Source organism: Altererythrobacter sp. B11 (assembly GCF_003569745.1).
Classification (GTDB): domain Bacteria; phylum Pseudomonadota; class Alphaproteobacteria; order Sphingomonadales; family Sphingomonadaceae; genus Croceibacterium_C.
The window spans coordinates 1,155,397-1,171,117 of the sequence record NZ_AP018498.1; the positions used below are offsets into that span (position 1 = coordinate 1,155,397).

Genomic DNA, 15,721 nt, shown 5'->3' on the forward strand with positions numbered 1-15,721 from the left:
GGCGGCGCATCACTCGGCACGCCGAGATTTCGGAACTCGCGCCGTCATGGCGAATTACAGCAACGGCAAGTGAGAAGCCCTGCGCTCGCTGTCGATCACCGGTGACTGGTTCGAAGTCCTTGGCTTCGTCCCTTTCGATCGTGATCGCCACCCGTGCTCCGCCAGCCCGCCTGCGATGACAAGAGGATCCGTCATGGATGATATAGCCCCCCGCCGCCGCAGCTTTGCCGCAATGATCGTGGGGGCGCTCGTGGCTCTCATCGGCACCGTACTGACGATTGGGGGCGGGTGGCTCGTGATCCTCGACGGATCACCCTATTATCTGCTCGCTGGCCTGGCGATGCTCGCCTCCGGCATCCTCCTGTTTCGGCAGCGCCTGCTGGGCGGCTGGGTGTATATCGCAGTATTCGCCGCGACGGTAATCTGGGCCTTCTGGGAAGTGGGCGCCAACGGCTGGGCGCTGGTCCCGCGCCTGATCGCGCCGCTCGTCCTGCTGATCGCCGTGGTGCTCGTCATGCCGGCGCTCACCCTTGCTCATCGCCGCTGGACCTTTGCCTTTGGCGGGCTCGCCGCGGTGTTGCTGGTGTTCATCCTCGGCGGCGTGATCATCGGCAAGGAGAACGAGCACGAAGTTCTGGCCGAACTCCCCGCAGAAGGCAGCGGCATGGCCGATCCTTCGCCCTTGCATGCGGATAGCGACTGGCCTGCCTATGGCGGCTCCTACGCCGCGCGCCGTTACACGCCGCTCAGCCAGATCACTCCCGCCAATGTCTCCAAGCTCGAGCGGGCGTGGCTGGTGCACACGGGCGACATGCCTTCCTCCAAGGAGGTGGCGGGCAAGTATGGTGACGAGAACACGCCCCTGAAGGTGGGCGATACGCTGTATGTCTGCACGCCGAAGAACTGGATTCTCGCGCTCGATCCCGCCACGGGCAGGCAGCGCTGGAAGTTCGATCCAAAGGTCCCGGACGCAGCGATTCCCTACACCGCCGCGTGCCGCGGGGTGAGCTATTACGAGGTGCCCGGAGCGGCCGGGGACGAGCCTTGCGCCCGGCGCATCATCTTCGGCACGCTGGACGCGCGGCTTTTCGCGCTGGACGCGGCAACCGGGCGCCCGTGCGAGGATTTCGGCACTAACGGGCAGGTGGATACGACAATCGGCATGGGCCAGACGCGGCCGGGCTATGTCTCGATCAATTCCCCGCCCACCATTGTCCATGGTGTCGTGGTGACCGGGCATCAGGTGCTCGACGGACAGGACCGGTGGGAGCCCTCGGGCGTGATCCGTGGCTTCGACGCCGTTACCGGCAAGCTCGACTGGGCGTGGGACATGATGCACCCGGACTGGAATGGCTATCCGCCGCCGGGTGAGGAATGGGCGCGCGGCACCCCCAATATGTGGACGATTGCGTCGGGTGACGAGGATCTCGGCCTCGTCTACCTCCCCATGGGCAACTCCGCAGCCGATTACTGGAGCGGCAAGCGCCGCCCGCCGGAGAACTTCTATGCCACCTCGCTCGTCGCGCTGGATGTGGACACCGGCAAGCCCCGCTGGCGCTTCCAGGCGGTGAAGAAGGATGTGTGGGATTACGATTTCGGCGCGCAGGCGACCCTGATCGACTACAAGGGTACGCCGGCGCTGGTGCTCCCTAGCAAGCAGGGCGACATCTACATCCTCGACCGTCGCACCGGGAAGCCACTGACGCCCGTGGGCACGATCCGCGCCCCGATCGGAGGTGTGGAACCACAGGAGCGGGCAGAAACGCAGATCGTTTCGCGCTGGCAGACGCTGCGAAAGCCGGACCTGACCGAACAGGACATGTGGGGCATGTCCCCGATCGACCAGATGATCTGCCGCATCCAGTTCCGCAAGGCGAGCTATGACGGCTTCTATACGCCTCCCACGGCGGATCGGCATTCGATCGAATACCCGGGCTATAATGGCGGCACCGACTGGGGTGGTATCGCGGTGGACCCGCGCCGTGGGGTGATCGTGGCCAATTACAATGACATGCCGAATTACGTGCGACTGGTTCCGCGCAAGAAGGCGGAGGAACTCGGCTGGGCGCCGCGTGGCGAGGCCCGGGGCGGGATCGGCGGAGCGGAAGGCGCGGGCGATCCACAGCTCAACACGCCCTATGCAATTGATGTGAACGCCGGATGGCGGCTGCCCCTCACGGGTATGTTGTGCAAGCAGCCGCCCTATGGCGGGCTGCGGGCGATCGACATCGCAACCGGGAAAACGCTGTGGGATCGCCCGTTCGGCACGGCGCGCACCAACGGCCCGTTCGGCATTCCGTCCATGCTCCCGCTGACGATCGGCACGCCGAACAATGGCGGGGCGGTGGTGACAGCCAGCGGCCTCATCTTCATCGCAGCGGCAACCGACAATCTTATCCGTGCGGTCGATCTCGCCACAGGCAAGACCCTCTGGACCGACAAGCTGCCGGCGGGCGGCCAGGCCACCCCCATGGTCTATCAGCAGAACGGGCGCGAATATCTGGTCATCGTGGCGGGCGGCCATCACTTCATGGAGACGCCGATTGGCGATGAGGTAATCGCCTATGCCCTGCCGCAGAGCGGGTGACCCAGGCCGCGTGCTTGATTATCCCGGCCGCACTGCCTATCTCGGTCGCGGCCGGCATGTGCCGGCTGACGTTCTCAGGGCGGGGTGAAATTCCCCACCGGCGGTAATTGCGCTTATGTGCATCAGCCCGCGAGCGCCCGTGGCCTAGGCTGCGGGGTCAGCAGACCCGGTGTGACTCCGGGGCCGACGGTATAGTCCGGATGGAAGAGAACGATGATGGCTGGCGCGCGCCTTCCTATGGGAGGCGTGCCAGTGCTGTCATGCGCCCTGGGCTGCGTCCGTTGTTTGAGTCGGAGCGGCATGGGCAGGTTCGAGACACTCGACAAGCAGGCGGGGGCGGCATGGATTGCCGATGCCTTCGCGCGTGCGATCGAGTGTGCGCGTGCCTTTGAAGGCGCCACCGCACCCAATCCCCCGGTCGGTTGTGTGCTGCTCGACGACGAGGGGCGGCAACTGGCCGCCGCGGCGCATCAGAAGGCGGGCGGCCCCCATGCGGAGGCGCTGGCGATCGAAGCCTGCCGCGCCAACGGCACGACCCCGCAGGTCCACACTGCAGTCGTTACGCTGGAACCCTGCAACCACCATGGACGCACGCCGCCCTGCAGCGAAGCATTGCTGGCCACGCCCGTGCGCGTGGTGTGGATCGCCTGCCGCGATCCCAATACGCAGGTCGCCGGGGGCGGTGCGGAGCGGCTGGCGGCCGCGGGCCTTGCCGTGCATTTCCTCGACGAGCTGGATGATCCCCGCGCGTCATCGTTGAAGCGGGCGGCAGACCGGCTGATCGCGCCCTTCGCGCACCGGATGCATACGGGCCTGCCCTTCGTGACCGTCAAGCAGGCGGTGACGGGCGAAGGAAGCATGATCCCGCCGGCCGGCAGCAAGACCTTCACCTCCTCCTCGTCACTACGCCTCGCCCATGTCCTGCGGCGCAGGGCGGATGCAATTCTGACGGGCTCCGGCACCATTCTGGCCGACGAGCCTCTCCTTACCGTTCGCCATGTGGCGGATCATCCCGGCAAGCACCGGATGCTGGCGATCCTCGACCGCCGCGGGCGCGTGCCGCCGGCTTATCTTGAAGCGGCGCAGGCACGCGGCTTTGTGCCGATCATCGCCCGCGATCCAGCTGAGGCGCTTGCCGCGCTGGGCGACGCCGGAGCGCTGGAAGTGCTGGTGGAGGCGGGCCCGCGCGTGACCGAGGCCATGCTGTCACGCGGCCTGTGGGATGAGCACGTTCTCATTGAGAGCCTGCCCGCCGCAGAGGGCGGTGACAGGATCTCCGTCCGCCGGCGTGATGCGGCGGGGGACATTTCGGAAGGGGGCGTGGATGTTCTCGGGTATTATTGAATGCACGGCGCCGGTGCTGGCCGCCGGGGCGCGGGAGGGTTCGCTCTCGCTGCGGCTCGCGACCGGCTTCCCCGATCTGGATCTGGGCGAAAGCGTAGCGGTGAACGGCGTTTGCCTGACCGTTACGGAGCGGGACGCTGCCGGGGAAGCGCTATTCTTCGTCGGCCCGGAAACACTGGCGCGAAGCAATCTGGGCGCTCTGACTACCGGGGGTCTCGTCAACCTTGAACGTTCGGCCACGCTTTCCTCGCGCCTTTCGGGCCATCTCGTGCAGGGGCATGTGGACGGGCTCGCCCGCCTTTCCGGCCAGAGTGAAGACGGGGGGACATGGCGCCTGCGCTTCACCGTCCCCGAAGATCTTTCCCGCTACTGCGTGGAGAAGGGTTCGATCGCGCTCAACGGCGTCAGCCTGACCCTCAACGCAGTCGAAGCTGCCGGGCAGGGCGAGAGCGACCTGCACGTGGCGATCATCCCCCACACCTGGGAACACACCAATCTGCACCGGCTGACGCCGGGCGATGCCGTCAATGTCGAAGTGGACGTGATGGCCAAATATGTGGAGCGTCTATGTCAGCCCTATCAACGGCCCTGAACCAGTTGCGGCAGGGCGGCATGATCGTCCTGCTCGACGACGAGGATCGCGAGAACGAAGGCGATCTGGTGCTCGCCGCCGAATTCGCCACGCCCGAAGCGATCAACTTCATGGCACGGTTCGGGCGCGGCCTGATCTGCCTGGCCTTGGCCGGGGAGCAGGTGGACCGGCTCGGCCTCAAGCCGATGGTGGCCGTGAACCAGGCACGCCGCTCCACCGCCTTCACGGTCTCGATCGAGGCGCGCGAGGGGATCACCACCGGCATTTCCGCACATGATCGCGCGCGGACGATCCGCGTAGCCATCGACCCCGCTTCGGGGCCGCAACACATTGCCTCCCCCGGCCACGTCTTCCCGCTGCGCGCGGCGGAGGGCGGGGTGCTGGCGCGGAACGGCCATACCGAGGGCGCGGTGGACCTGATGCGGCTTGCGGGGCTGCAGCCGGCGGGGGTGATCTGCGAGGTGATGAAGGATGACGGCACCATGGCGCGGCGGGATGACCTGAGGGCTTTCGCACGCGAGCATGACCTGCCGATCCTGACCATTGCCGAGATCGCTGCGCATCGCCGCGCGAACGAAGTGCTGGTGGAGGAAGTCGCCCGCTCCACGCTTCCGACCGAATTTTCCGCCAGCCCGTTCGAAATGCGCGCCTTTCGGGGCCTGCATGACGGGGTGGAACATCTGGCGTTGCTGCGCACGCCGCTGGGCGATGCGCCGCTGGTGCGGGTTCATTCCGAATGCCTGACCGGCGATGCGCTGGGATCGCTGCGCTGCGACTGCGGGGCGCAATTGCGCGAGGCGCTGCAACTGATCGATCAGCAGGGCGGCGCGCTGCTCTATCTGCGCAGCCAGGAAGGGCGCGGCATCGGCCTTGCCAACAAGGTGCGTGCCTATTCGCTGCAGGATCAGGGGCACGACACGCTGGAGGCCAATCTTGCCCTCGGCTTCGCGCCGGATGCGCGCGAGTACGGCGTGGCTGCGCAGATGCTGCGAGCTCTGGGCATCACGCAATTGCGCCTGCTGACCAACAATCCCGAAAAGTCGCGCGCTCTGGTGGCGGCCGGCCTCGACGTGCGCGAGCAGGTGCCATTGATCGTTCCCGCCAATCCGTTCAACGCTCGCTATCTTGCCACCAAGCGCGACCGCTTCGGCCACACGCTTGCCCATGACCATACGACCGAGGACCATCATGCCTGATCCGATTCAACCCCGCATCGCGCTGGTCGTTAGCCAGTTCAATCCCGAGGTCACGGATGGCCTGCGCGATGGCGCGCTGGCTGCGCTGGCGGAGCGGGGAGTAAAGGTGGCGGACGCCGACATTCATAGCGCCCCCGGCGCCTTCGAAATCCCGCTGCTCGCCCGGGCGCTAGCCCACTCCGGCTATGACGGGGTGGTCGGCCTGGGCTGCGTGATCAAGGGCGATACGGCGCATTTTGAATATATCAGCCAGGCGGCCAGTATCGGCCTGATGCAGGCGGGGCTGGAGACAGGCAAGCCGCTCACCTTCGGTATCATCACCGTTTATACGGAAGAGCAGGCGGTTGAGCGGAGCCGCGCCGATGCCCACAACAAGGGGCGCGAAGCGGCGGAGGCGTGCTACGCCGCGCTGCAGACGCTCGCGGCGATCCGCGCACGCGGCAAGTAGAACTGCGAGGGCAGGGGCGCCGCTTGGCGTCCCTGCTGTGCGCTTTAGTGCGGCACGGCGCCCAGCTCGAAGCCGGTCTTGTCGTGCAGCGCGAAGCGATCGACCAGGTCGGCGCTGGCCCTGTTGTAACCGATCACTTCCATCGGGCAGCCATCGCGGCGCAGCCGGGCGACGACCTTGTCGAGCGCGGCGACGGCGGAGATATCCCAGAAGTGGGCGGCTGATACGTCGATGGTGACGCGCTGCCCCGCCTCAGGAGCGAAGGCGCGGGTGAAGCGGTCCACGGAGGCGAAGAAGATTTCTCCGCGGACGCGATAGGTCACCGGCCCGTCCCCACTAATCGGCTCGCGTTCCACAGCGAACATGCGGCGGACCTTCCCTGTGAAGAAAATGCCGGACAGCAGCACCCCGGCGAGAACGCCCTGCGCCAGATCGTGCGTTGCCACCACCACCGCGACGGTGACCAGCATCACCACAGATGAGGTGGGTGGATGGCGGCGAAGGTTGGGGATCGAATTCCAGCTGAAGGTACCGATCGAAACCATGATCATCACGGCGACCAGCGCCGGCATGGGAATGCGCCCCACCAGCGGCCCCAGCACTGTCAGCAGGAACATCAGGAACGCGCCGGCGGTGAAGGTGGAGAGCCGCTTTCGCCCGCCCGAGGTGACGTTGATGACCGACTGGCCGATCATGGCGCAGCCGCCCATGCCGCCGACCAGCGCCGCGGCGATGTTGGCACCGCCCTGACCTGCGCATTCGCGGCGCTTGTCGCTTTCGGTGTCGGTCATGTCATCGACGATCTGCGCAGTCATCATCGATTCCAGCAGCCCCACCGCGGCCATGGTCAGCGAAAAGGGAAGGATGATCCGCAGCATTTCCAGCGTGAAGGGCACCTGCGGAAGGGCTAAGGAGGGCAAGCCTTCGGGCAAGCGCCCCATGTCGCCCACGGTGCGCACCGGCAGGTCGAGAGCAATGCTTAGCCCGGCGAGCACAACGATCGCCACCAGTGGGGACGGCACGGCTCGGGTAAGGCGAGGCAACAGGTAGATGATTGCGAGCCCCGCTGCGACCATCCCATAGGTGTGCCACGTCACCCCCGAGAGCTGAGGGATCTGGGCGAGGAAGATGAGTATCGCGAGTGCGTTCACGAAGCCGGTGATGACCGACCGGGAAACGAACTGCATCAGCAGGTCAAGCCGCAGGAACCCTGCAACGATCTGGATTATCCCCATCAGGATCGTGGCGGCGAACAGGTACTCGACGCCGTGTTCGCGAACGAGCGGAGCCACCACCACGGCAACAGCTGCGGTCGCGGCCGAAATCATTCCCGGCCGCCCACCCAGCAGCGAAATGACGATTGCAATCGCGACGGAGGCATAGAGCCCCACGCTGGGATCCACGCCGGAGATGATCGAGAAGCCGATGGCTTCGGGGATGAGCGCCAAGGCTACGACGACGCCGGCGAGAATATCGCGGCGCGCTTCGCCAGCGTCGGCGGCCCATTCGGCGCCGAATCGGGACAGGATTTTGTTCATTCAACAGTCTTGCGCACAGCACATGCCGATGCCCGGAACGGGTGTTGCTTTGATGGCATGTGGAGTTTCCCCGGCGGATCGGCGGCCGGGATAGCCACCCGGATTTGCACCGGGTCCTTGCGAATGCGGCGCTGATAGCCGCAACCGCTACGCCAAGGCAAGGCCGGCGCGGGGCGCGAGCGAGGCAACGCTTGTCAGCAATGCGTCCTTCCCCGTCCGGAGGCGAAGATGGGGAAGGGTTAGACCAGCCAGACCGAAGAACGACGGACGAACGTAAAAACGATCGGCGAAAATCGGATCGCATAGGCAAGGCTGCAGAAAGGGGGATCCGTGCGCACGAGAGATTGATATTCACTCTTCCTGCGTCCGTCGATTAGACCGGCAGCGCAGGGAGCCGATCACGCGGCGGCGCCAGATACGATAGCTGCGGCGCTCGACTCCGCCACACCCTTGAGGCCCCATCGCTTAACCGATGCCAAACTCTCATCGCAGGAAAAGTTCTGGGATCGCATGTCGCGGCGAAAGCTCCGGCTGTTTCTTTCTCCGATATGGGGAATTCCTCCAACGGATCTGCCGTAACATCGTAATATTTGCAGACGGCGCCTTCGCCTTCCGCTTTGATGTTCAGCAGCTTGTACCTTTCATTTCGTAACGCGATCTGGCGTTCGTGATTCTTCAGCGGAATCACCGTTTCGCAAATGATGACGCCGGTCTGTGGATCCCGGGTTCTGGCCTCACCGTCCTTCAGGACGGGCAGAAGCGATACGGAATCCAGTGCAACCATCTGTCCGTCGCTGTTTGGCACCTGCGCGGGTTTCTCCACCTTCGCGAGATCCAGGATGGTGGCGTGGGACGTCCACAACGTGGGTGACGGCATCGGTATAGCCCGGCGTGATGCCGGGGCCTGTCACAAGCATGGGAACGCGGACGCCACTTCCATAACCGGTGCCTTTGGCGCGGCCCTCGGCGGTAAGATACGAGAGTGACCGACGAGGTGTCGCCGGGCGGGCCCTGGTGCAGGCCCACTCCGGCGTACGCCTCGATTATCGGGGTAATTTCTCGAAAACCACGCGGTCGATTGCGAGTTCGGACATGGCCGGTTCGGCCATATCTTTGAGTAGCGTACGCACGTTGTAGCGCCCGATCACCCCGGATCCGCGGAGCGGATAGTACACCGCGACATCTGCCGACTGCGCCACCTTACCGTCCACGATCATCGAAATCTTCGCCGCTCGTGGCCCGATGTCCGGCGCTGCCGCCACCGAAATGGCGATCTCATGCTGCCCCACCGAGAGCTGCCCGCCCTCCAGGCGAACACGCTCTGCCTCGCGTCCGCTGGGGTTGTACAGGTAGGAAGGGCGTCCATCGCGGATGATCAGCCCGCCACCACCGGCTTCGTCACCGATGATGACCACTGGACCTGCAGCATTACTGCTGGCGGTGGTGAGCGAAGCCCGCATCGACCACCCGGAACCGAGGCCCGGGAAATTCCCCTGGGGGTAACGGGCGGGTCCCGGATAATAGGTGAACTGATCGCGTCCGTCGACGAGCGATGGCCGCTTGCCGGCGCCCACGCGGCCAATCAGGTCAGCCTGTATGGGATAGACGTGATACCGCTTCGCAGCCTCTGCGAACCCTTGCTGCAGTTCCGCGAGCTTCGCAGGATTTTGAGCGGCCAGATTGCGAGACTGGGAATAGTCCTGCGACAGGTTGTACAGTTCCCACTCGAATTTCGAGGGATCGAGCGGGGTGGTCGACCTGTCGAACGGCGCGCGCGGCGGGGTCGTCGATGCAATCCAGCCATCCTTGTAATAGGACCGGTTGCCCAGCATCTCGAAATACTGCTCCCGCCGGGTGGAAGGGGCGGCGGCATTGGCGAAGCTGTAGACCATGCTGACGCCGTCAATTGGCTGCTGCTTCACGCCGTCGACCTCAGTCGGCGGGGTTACGCCCGCCGCTTCGTAGATGGTCGGCGCGATGTCGATCACATGGTGAAACTGGCTGCGCACTTGCCCGGTGGCCTTGATGCGTTGGGGCCAGCTGATCACCAACCCATCGCGCAAGCCGCCGAGGTGGGAAGCGATTTGCTTCCCCCACTGGAAGGGTGCGTTCTGCGCCCATGCCCATGCGGCGTTATAGTTCGAGTAGCTGTGGGGCGTGCCGTTCTCGCTCCATGTCTCGATCAGTTCTTCTTCCGAAGGCTCGATCCCGATCAGGCTCTGCAATTCCTGAACCGCGCCCCGCCGGCTGTCCATGCTGGCGCCGTTGTCGCCCTGCAGATAGATGATCATCGTGTTGTCGAGCTGGCCGTTCGCCTCCAGCTCGTCGATCACGCGGCCCAGCTGATAGTCGAAATAGGCCAGCTGAGCGGCCGCGACTTCCATCTGGTGTGCATAGGTCCGCTTTGCTTCCGGGCTGAGACTGTCCCAGGCGGGCAAGGCATCGGGCCGCGGGGTCAGCACCGCATTGGCAGGGATGATGCCAGCTTTCTTCTGCCGGGCGAAGATCTGCTGGCGCAGCTCGTCCCAGCCCATGTCGAAGCTGCCTTTGAAACGGGCAATCCATTCGGTTGGCGCCTGATGGGGCGAATGCATGGTCCCGGGCGACACATAGACGAAGAACGGATTATCCGGCTTCTGGCTCCACTTCACGTGCAGCCAGTCGAGCACGTGATTGGTCATGTCCTTGTCGAAAATGTAGTCGCCGGAGGCGGGCGGTTCTATCGCATTGCGATTTTCAATCAGTTCAGGGCGAAACTGGTCGCTGGCGGCTGCATTGAAGCCATAGAAGTAATCGAAACCCCATCCGTTCGGCCAGCGATCGAAAGGCCCCATCGGTCCGGTTTCCCACACCGGGGTGTTGTGGTTCTTCCCGAAGAATGCGGTATCATAGCCGTTATCGTGAAGAACGCGGGCTATCGTTGCGGCGCTCTTCGGGATGACGGAAGTGTAGCCCGGTTCATCGATGGCGACATTGGTGATCGCACCGGTGGCAACCGCGTGGGAATTCCGGCCGGTGAGCAGGGCAGCCCGGCTCGGAGAACACATCGCCGTCGTGTGGAACTCGTTGTACTTGAGGCCGCGTTTCGCGAGTGCGTCGAAGGTTGGGGTGGGGATCGGCCCGCCGAAGGTGCTGGCCGATCCGAAGCCGACGTCGTCCGTCATGATCAGCAGCACGTTCGGCGCGCCCTTCGGGGCGCGCTTTGGCTCTTCGAAATAGCGCCAATGGGGTGCTTCGTCGCGGGTGGTGCCATCCTTGGCCACGGCCATGCCTGCGTGAGCCACGACAAGTGAAAGTGCGGTAGAACCGGCGATACGGGCAATTCGTGACTTCAGGGGCATCATCTCTGTCTCTCGTTCTTGTCACCTGGCCATTTCGCTAAGCATCACGTGCGCAGCGAAAACCGATGTGGCTGGTGGAGGTGTCTATCGTCTGCGGGTAGCGGCTGGCTGGTCGATAGCGGCGGCAGTAGTTTTCAGCGCACAGGTGGGATCCACCTTTCAGTACCTTGCGCGGAAAGCCGGTCGTGCCGTTTTCATAGCTTCGGTCCCGTTCGCCGCCGCGCGGATTTTCAGGCACACAACACCCGGGGCCCGTGGCGACCGCTGCGCCTTCGGCATACCAGTCCGAAGTCCATTCCCACACATTCCCGATCATATCGTAGAGGCCGAAGGGGTTGGCCGGATATGTTCCGATCGGGGAGGTGCGCAGGTATCCGTCTTCCAGGCTGTTTTGCCAGGGGAACGAACCCTGCCAGAAATTGGCGAGCATCTTGCCGCCGGGGGTCAGTTCTTCTCCCCATGCATAAGCTGTTCCCTCAAGGCCGCCTCTGGCCGCGCGTTCCCACTCTGCTTCGGTAGGGAGGCGCTTGCCGGCCCATTCGGCGTATTGGCTGGCATCTTCATGAGAGACATGAACCACCGGATGGTCGGCCAACCCCTCTATATCGCTGTCCGGACCATAGGGGTGCTTCCACGAGGCGCCGGCCTCGAGCCGCCACCATGCAAACGGATTATGCAATGGAACGGGCTGCTGAGGCGGCACGAAGAGCGATGAAGCTGGTCGCAGAAGCGATGGGTCCGCATCAGGATAGTCTTCCAGCTTAGGTGCCGTTTCAGCAGTCGTCACATACCCGGTGTCCGCGACAAAGGCTGCAAATTCAGCATTGGTGACCGGGTGAGTATCCAACCAGAACGAACTGACTTTCACTTTTCTCGCCGGAGCTTCCTCCGGATAGTGATTGTCGGAGCCCATCGTAAATATTCCGCCGGGTATCAACTGCATGAAAATATCCTCAGGTGATCCTGCCGCCCGGAGGGAGGGCCGGGCGGCAGGAAGGGGGTCAGAACGCCCGCCGCACCGTGAGCGACCATTCCCGAGGAGCGCCAGGAGTGCCGATAACCAGCCCGATCGGGAGGCGGGTCTTATTCTGGTAATAGAATTTGTCGGTCAGGTTCGTGACCGCAAGCGAGACCGTCCAGTCCTCATCATAGGATCGCCAGGTCACCCGGCCGTTGAGCATCGTATATGCCGGCACCAGCGAGGCCGGATTGTTGTCGGCGTTCGTAAAGAACGAAGACTGGTATGCCATGTCGATACGCGGCGTCAGCGTGCCCGCCCGCCCGATCAGGAAATCGTATTGCGCACCGGCACTTACCTTCCATTCGGTGACGAACGGCGCGATGGAGTCGATCGTCACCCCTGCGATCGTGGCACCTTCCGCGCCCAGCCGGGTCAACTGGAAGTCGAGATAGCTGACGCTCCCGTCGATCGAGAGGTGGTCGATCGGCTTCGCAGTGAGTTCGGCCTCGAATCCCTTGAAGCGTGCGTCTCCCGCATTGGTCGGCGTTGCATTCTGCGGCGTGAGGACGACCCCGTTGACTACTGTCGGCGCAGTGTTGGAGAATATGATATCCTTGTAATTGTTGATGAAGGCTGAGGCGTTCAATCTCACTGCCCGGCCAAACAGATCGCTCTTGAACCCAACCTCATAGGCATCGAGCGATTCCGGTTGGAACGGAACGACCTGCTCGATCACGAAGGGGCGGGGGTTGACGCCGCCACCGCGGAAGCCCGTGGAGAATTGCGCATAGACCATCAGATCGTCGGTCAGGCGATAGTCGATATTGGCCCGATAATCCCATCGTTTGCCGCGGAAATTGCCTTCCGCACCATCAATCAGTCGCTGAGCGGTATAGCTTGTCTCGCTCGGATCAAACGGGTTCAGGCGGCGGAAGCGGTAATCCTTCCTGTCGTCGGTGTAGCGTATCCCGCCCGTCAGATTGAGCCGATCGGTGACATGCACTGTGGCATGCGCGAAACCAGATATGCTGCGCGCCGGGATGGTATCGTCGGAATAAAATACCGAAGAGAACGCAGCGCCCGGGGCAATGATGCTGCCGCCCTCGATGTAGCTGGTAGCCTTGTAGTAGAAACCGCCCACCGTCCATTCGAGCAGGTCTGACAGGCTAGTGCCGTTCAGGCGGACTTCCTGCGTGAACTGATGATGGCGGTTGGTGGTGTTCCCGGTGTTGATGCCGAAGGGCGTGGTGTCGAAGTCCGTGCCATAGCGCCCAGAAATGCTCTGGTAGGAGGTGATGGACTTGAGGGCGAGGTCCGGCCCCAGATTCCAGTCGACCGTACCAGACGCTTCCCAGGTGCGCAGGCGGGTGTTCGGTTGCCATACGACAGTGTCATGCGTGCCGCCGGCATCGGTGAAGGCCGGCGTCGTGTAAGTCGCGTAGTTGGAGTAATCCTCAGCTCCCGTGATGAAGACGCTGCGGTCCGGAACGCCCGGCGTGAGCACGGGCGATACGGAGATGGCCAGCAACTTCGTCGCGCTGGGTTCAGAATCGTCCACCAATCGGCTGGCCGCCAAGTTGACCTCGATGTCATCGGTGGCGATCCACCGCAGGGCGATACGCCCGGCGGTGTATTTGGTGCCGCCTTCATGACCAATCACGCAATCCTTGCCGGCCGCTGCAGAGCGCGGGAACACACCGTTGTTCGGATTGACGCAGCCAAAATCCAGCCGGTCGAGATAGCCTTCCTTGCTCCGCGTTGCGCCCGACACGCGCACATACACCTTGTCCGGTACGATGCTGAAGTCGGCTGCTCCGCGAAAATCGAGCCGGTCGAAGCTCCCCGTCGTCGCTTCGATGAAGCCGCCTTCACCTGACGGCTTCTTGGTGAACAGCTTCACCGCACCGCCGATCGAGTTCTTGCCGGCCAGGGTGCCCTGCGGGCCGCGGAGAATTTCGACCCGCTCAAGATCGAGCAGATCGAGCTGAGACCCAAACACAGTGCCATGATACACGTCATCGACATAGAGGCCGACGCCCGGCTCATAAGCGAAATTGGTATCCGCTTGACCGACACCGCGAACATAGATCGCCGCGCCGGGGCCGAAGGCCGATGTCGTAGGTTTCAGGACGACGTTGGGGGCGCTGTTGGTTAGATCGGTTACCGTGGTGTAGCTGCGCGCCTCCATCATGGCGCTATCCATCGCCGTGATTGCGATCGGCGTATCCTGAAGGCGCTGGGACCGAAACTGGGCCGTCACAACGATATCGTTGACGCCCGAAGTTGCATCGTCTGCCGAAGTCTCCACCGGCGCCTGTTCCTGCGCGATGGCAGGCGTGACGGCGGATACGGCGATTGCAGCGACGCTGGCGCGCACAAGCAGAGTCTGGAACGTGATCACGAAATCTCCCCCATGTATTGATCTCCGCCTTGCATATGTGTGGCGGTTTGATCGTCAGTTCGGGACAAATCGCTTGTGAAGCAATGTACTAAAGCACTATCACGGTGATAACCAAAAGGCTGTCAGCGGGGAGTAGAGGCTTGGCGACGATCCGACAGATGGAAGTGTTTCTGGCGGTGGTGAGGGAAGGGGGATTCCGCCGTGCCGCTGATGCTCTGGAGATAAGCGAAGCATCTGTGAGCAAGCAAATCAAGGCATTGGAACGGGTCTGTGGCGCTGCGTTGTTCAGGCGGGCGGCTGGAAAGTCTCCGGCTCTTACGGAAGAGGGCCAGCAAACACTCGCAGTTGCAAATGAAGCGGTCCTTTTGCAGCGAAAGATGCGCTCGTGTGCGAAGCCTTCAATGGAGGACCGCGAGCTGGAATTCATTACACGGCCGTATTTCTTTCAAACCTTCATCAAGCCTAACATCGCAACAATCATCGAGGAGTTGCGGCCTAGCAATGTCAGGTTTACGATTTTGGAGTCAACGTCCGAAATATTGAGCAGACTGATATCTAACAGAAAATCTTTTGCGATTGTGAGGATGTACGCCCAGAGTCACGAAAGGATCAGCTTTTCGCAACTCAAAGAAGCGCGGGCTTCGATATACATTCCGGCGGCGTTGCATCCCCTGTATATGAGCGGTTCTTTAGCACTCAAGGACATTCCCTCGGTCACGCCGAGCTTCAATCACGATTTGAATGAGATTTGCATGAGGGAGATCAACGCCAGGAGTATGAACGATGTTCTGATCCAGGCGCAGGTTTTTACCGAGCAAATCATAGAGGAAGCCCTGACGAAGGGCGCAAAGACCTTCCTCTTGGATCACCATGCGCGCGAGGCTGTCGCGAGTGGAAAGATCGTGAAGATTGAAAATGAAGATACCAAATTCTGGGTGACTTTTGCATGCGCTAAGGACAGTTCCGATGACATGCACGGAAGAGTTCTGAGCGTGGCGAAACGCATCATCAAGAACCACACATTTTGATGAGATTGCAAGCTGGCGACCGGGTTATCAAAGTGGTCACGTGGCTGACGGCTAGCCCGGCACTTCCGTCGAGACGCCGACTTGTGCCGGGCCGCGAGGCTAAGGCGTGGTGTGCGTTTCGAGGTGAAGATGGCGCTGGCTAAACAGATCATGGCGCCAGGACAGGCCCCTTCTGCGCGTGCTAGCCAAGTGATATGGTAAAGATCGGCTTGGGGCCGCCTACACGACCGGTGGGGCTAGGCGAGGCCGATCTGTGCGCACTGGCGGCGGGCTATGTTCAGGGCA

General features: G+C 62.9%; 11 protein-coding genes, 1 riboswitch and 1 other annotated feature. Of the genes, 6 read left to right on the top strand and 5 right to left on the bottom strand.

From position 1 onward, the window contains the following. The first annotated feature begins 193 nt into the window (after positions 1 to 193). The 5 genes from AEB_RS05500 to ribH all read left to right on the top strand — a co-directional run bounded on the left by AEB_RS05500 (position 194) and on the right by ribH (position 6,167). A complete protein-coding gene (locus AEB_RS05500) occupies positions 194 to 2,587 on the top strand; it encodes a membrane-bound PQQ-dependent dehydrogenase, glucose/quinate/shikimate family (protein ID WP_119082286.1) in 2,394 nt (797 codons plus the stop codon). Between the two features lie 66 nt (positions 2,588 to 2,653). Further along, a riboswitch (FMN riboswitch) is annotated at positions 2,654 to 2,803 on the top strand. A gap of 84 nt (positions 2,804 to 2,887) precedes the next feature. Then, positions 2,888 to 3,931 carry a bifunctional diaminohydroxyphosphoribosylaminopyrimidine deaminase/5-amino-6-(5-phosphoribosylamino)uracil reductase RibD gene (gene ribD, locus AEB_RS05505; RefSeq protein ID WP_119082287.1) on the top strand — a complete coding sequence of 348 codons (1,044 nt, stop codon included), beginning with the start codon at positions 2,888 to 2,890 and terminating at the stop codon, positions 3,929 to 3,931. Beyond that, the gene (locus AEB_RS05510) at positions 3,912 to 4,523 is read left to right on the top strand and encodes a riboflavin synthase (protein ID WP_119082288.1); all 612 of its coding nucleotides are present in this window, start codon (positions 3,912 to 3,914) and stop codon (positions 4,521 to 4,523) included. The genes ribD and AEB_RS05510 overlap by 20 nt, the downstream gene beginning before the upstream one ends. Next, complete coding sequence (gene ribB / locus AEB_RS05515) at positions 4,499 to 5,719, top strand: 3,4-dihydroxy-2-butanone-4-phosphate synthase (protein WP_119082289.1); 1,221 nt, start codon at positions 4,499 to 4,501, stop codon at positions 5,717 to 5,719. The genes AEB_RS05510 and ribB overlap by 25 nt, the downstream gene beginning before the upstream one ends. Next, positions 5,712 to 6,167: a 6,7-dimethyl-8-ribityllumazine synthase gene (gene ribH / locus AEB_RS05520; RefSeq protein WP_119082290.1), complete on the top strand. Its 456-nt coding sequence runs from the start codon at positions 5,712 to 5,714 to the stop codon at positions 6,165 to 6,167. The genes ribB and ribH overlap by 8 nt, the downstream gene beginning before the upstream one ends. A 44-nt stretch (positions 6,168 to 6,211) precedes the next feature. On the opposite strand, the gene AEB_RS05525 is transcribed toward ribH, so the two are convergent. The 5 genes from AEB_RS05525 to AEB_RS05545 all read right to left on the bottom strand — a co-directional run bounded on the left by AEB_RS05525 (position 6,212) and on the right by AEB_RS05545 (position 14,408). Then, on the bottom strand, positions 6,212 to 7,705 hold the full coding sequence (locus AEB_RS05525) for a SulP family inorganic anion transporter (RefSeq protein ID WP_119082291.1): 1,494 nt from the start codon (positions 7,703 to 7,705) through the stop codon (positions 6,212 to 6,214). Between the two features lie 64 nt (positions 7,706 to 7,769). Further along, positions 7,770 to 7,825: a sequence feature (sul1 is cis-regulatory element that is thought to sense ions involved in sulfur or methionine metabolism; They are found in Alphaproteobacteria), on the bottom strand. A 253-nt stretch (positions 7,826 to 8,078) separates the two neighbouring features. Beyond that, positions 8,079 to 8,582, bottom strand: a complete 504-nt coding sequence (locus tag AEB_RS05530) for a hypothetical protein (protein WP_119082292.1) — start codon at positions 8,580 to 8,582, stop codon at positions 8,079 to 8,081. Positions 8,583 to 8,748: 166 nt separating this feature from the next. Further along, positions 8,749 to 10,974: an arylsulfatase gene (locus AEB_RS05535; protein WP_231958926.1), complete on the bottom strand. Its 2,226-nt coding sequence runs from the start codon at positions 10,972 to 10,974 to the stop codon at positions 8,749 to 8,751. Positions 10,975 to 11,083: 109 nt separating this feature from the next. Then, positions 11,084 to 11,989: a formylglycine-generating enzyme family protein gene (locus tag AEB_RS05540; RefSeq protein WP_119082294.1), complete on the bottom strand. Its 906-nt coding sequence runs from the start codon at positions 11,987 to 11,989 to the stop codon at positions 11,084 to 11,086. Between the two features lie 58 nt (positions 11,990 to 12,047). Further along, positions 12,048 to 14,408 (bottom strand): TonB-dependent receptor, encoded by a 2,361-nt coding sequence (locus tag AEB_RS05545; protein ID WP_119082295.1) that lies wholly within the window; start codon positions 14,406 to 14,408, stop codon positions 12,048 to 12,050. 140 nt (positions 14,409 to 14,548) lie between these two features. Between AEB_RS05545 and AEB_RS05550 the strand changes: the two genes are divergently transcribed. After that, on the top strand, positions 14,549 to 15,436 hold the full coding sequence (locus tag AEB_RS05550) for a LysR family transcriptional regulator (protein ID WP_145985269.1): 888 nt from the start codon (positions 14,549 to 14,551) through the stop codon (positions 15,434 to 15,436). Positions 15,437 to 15,721: the final 285 nt, after the last annotated feature.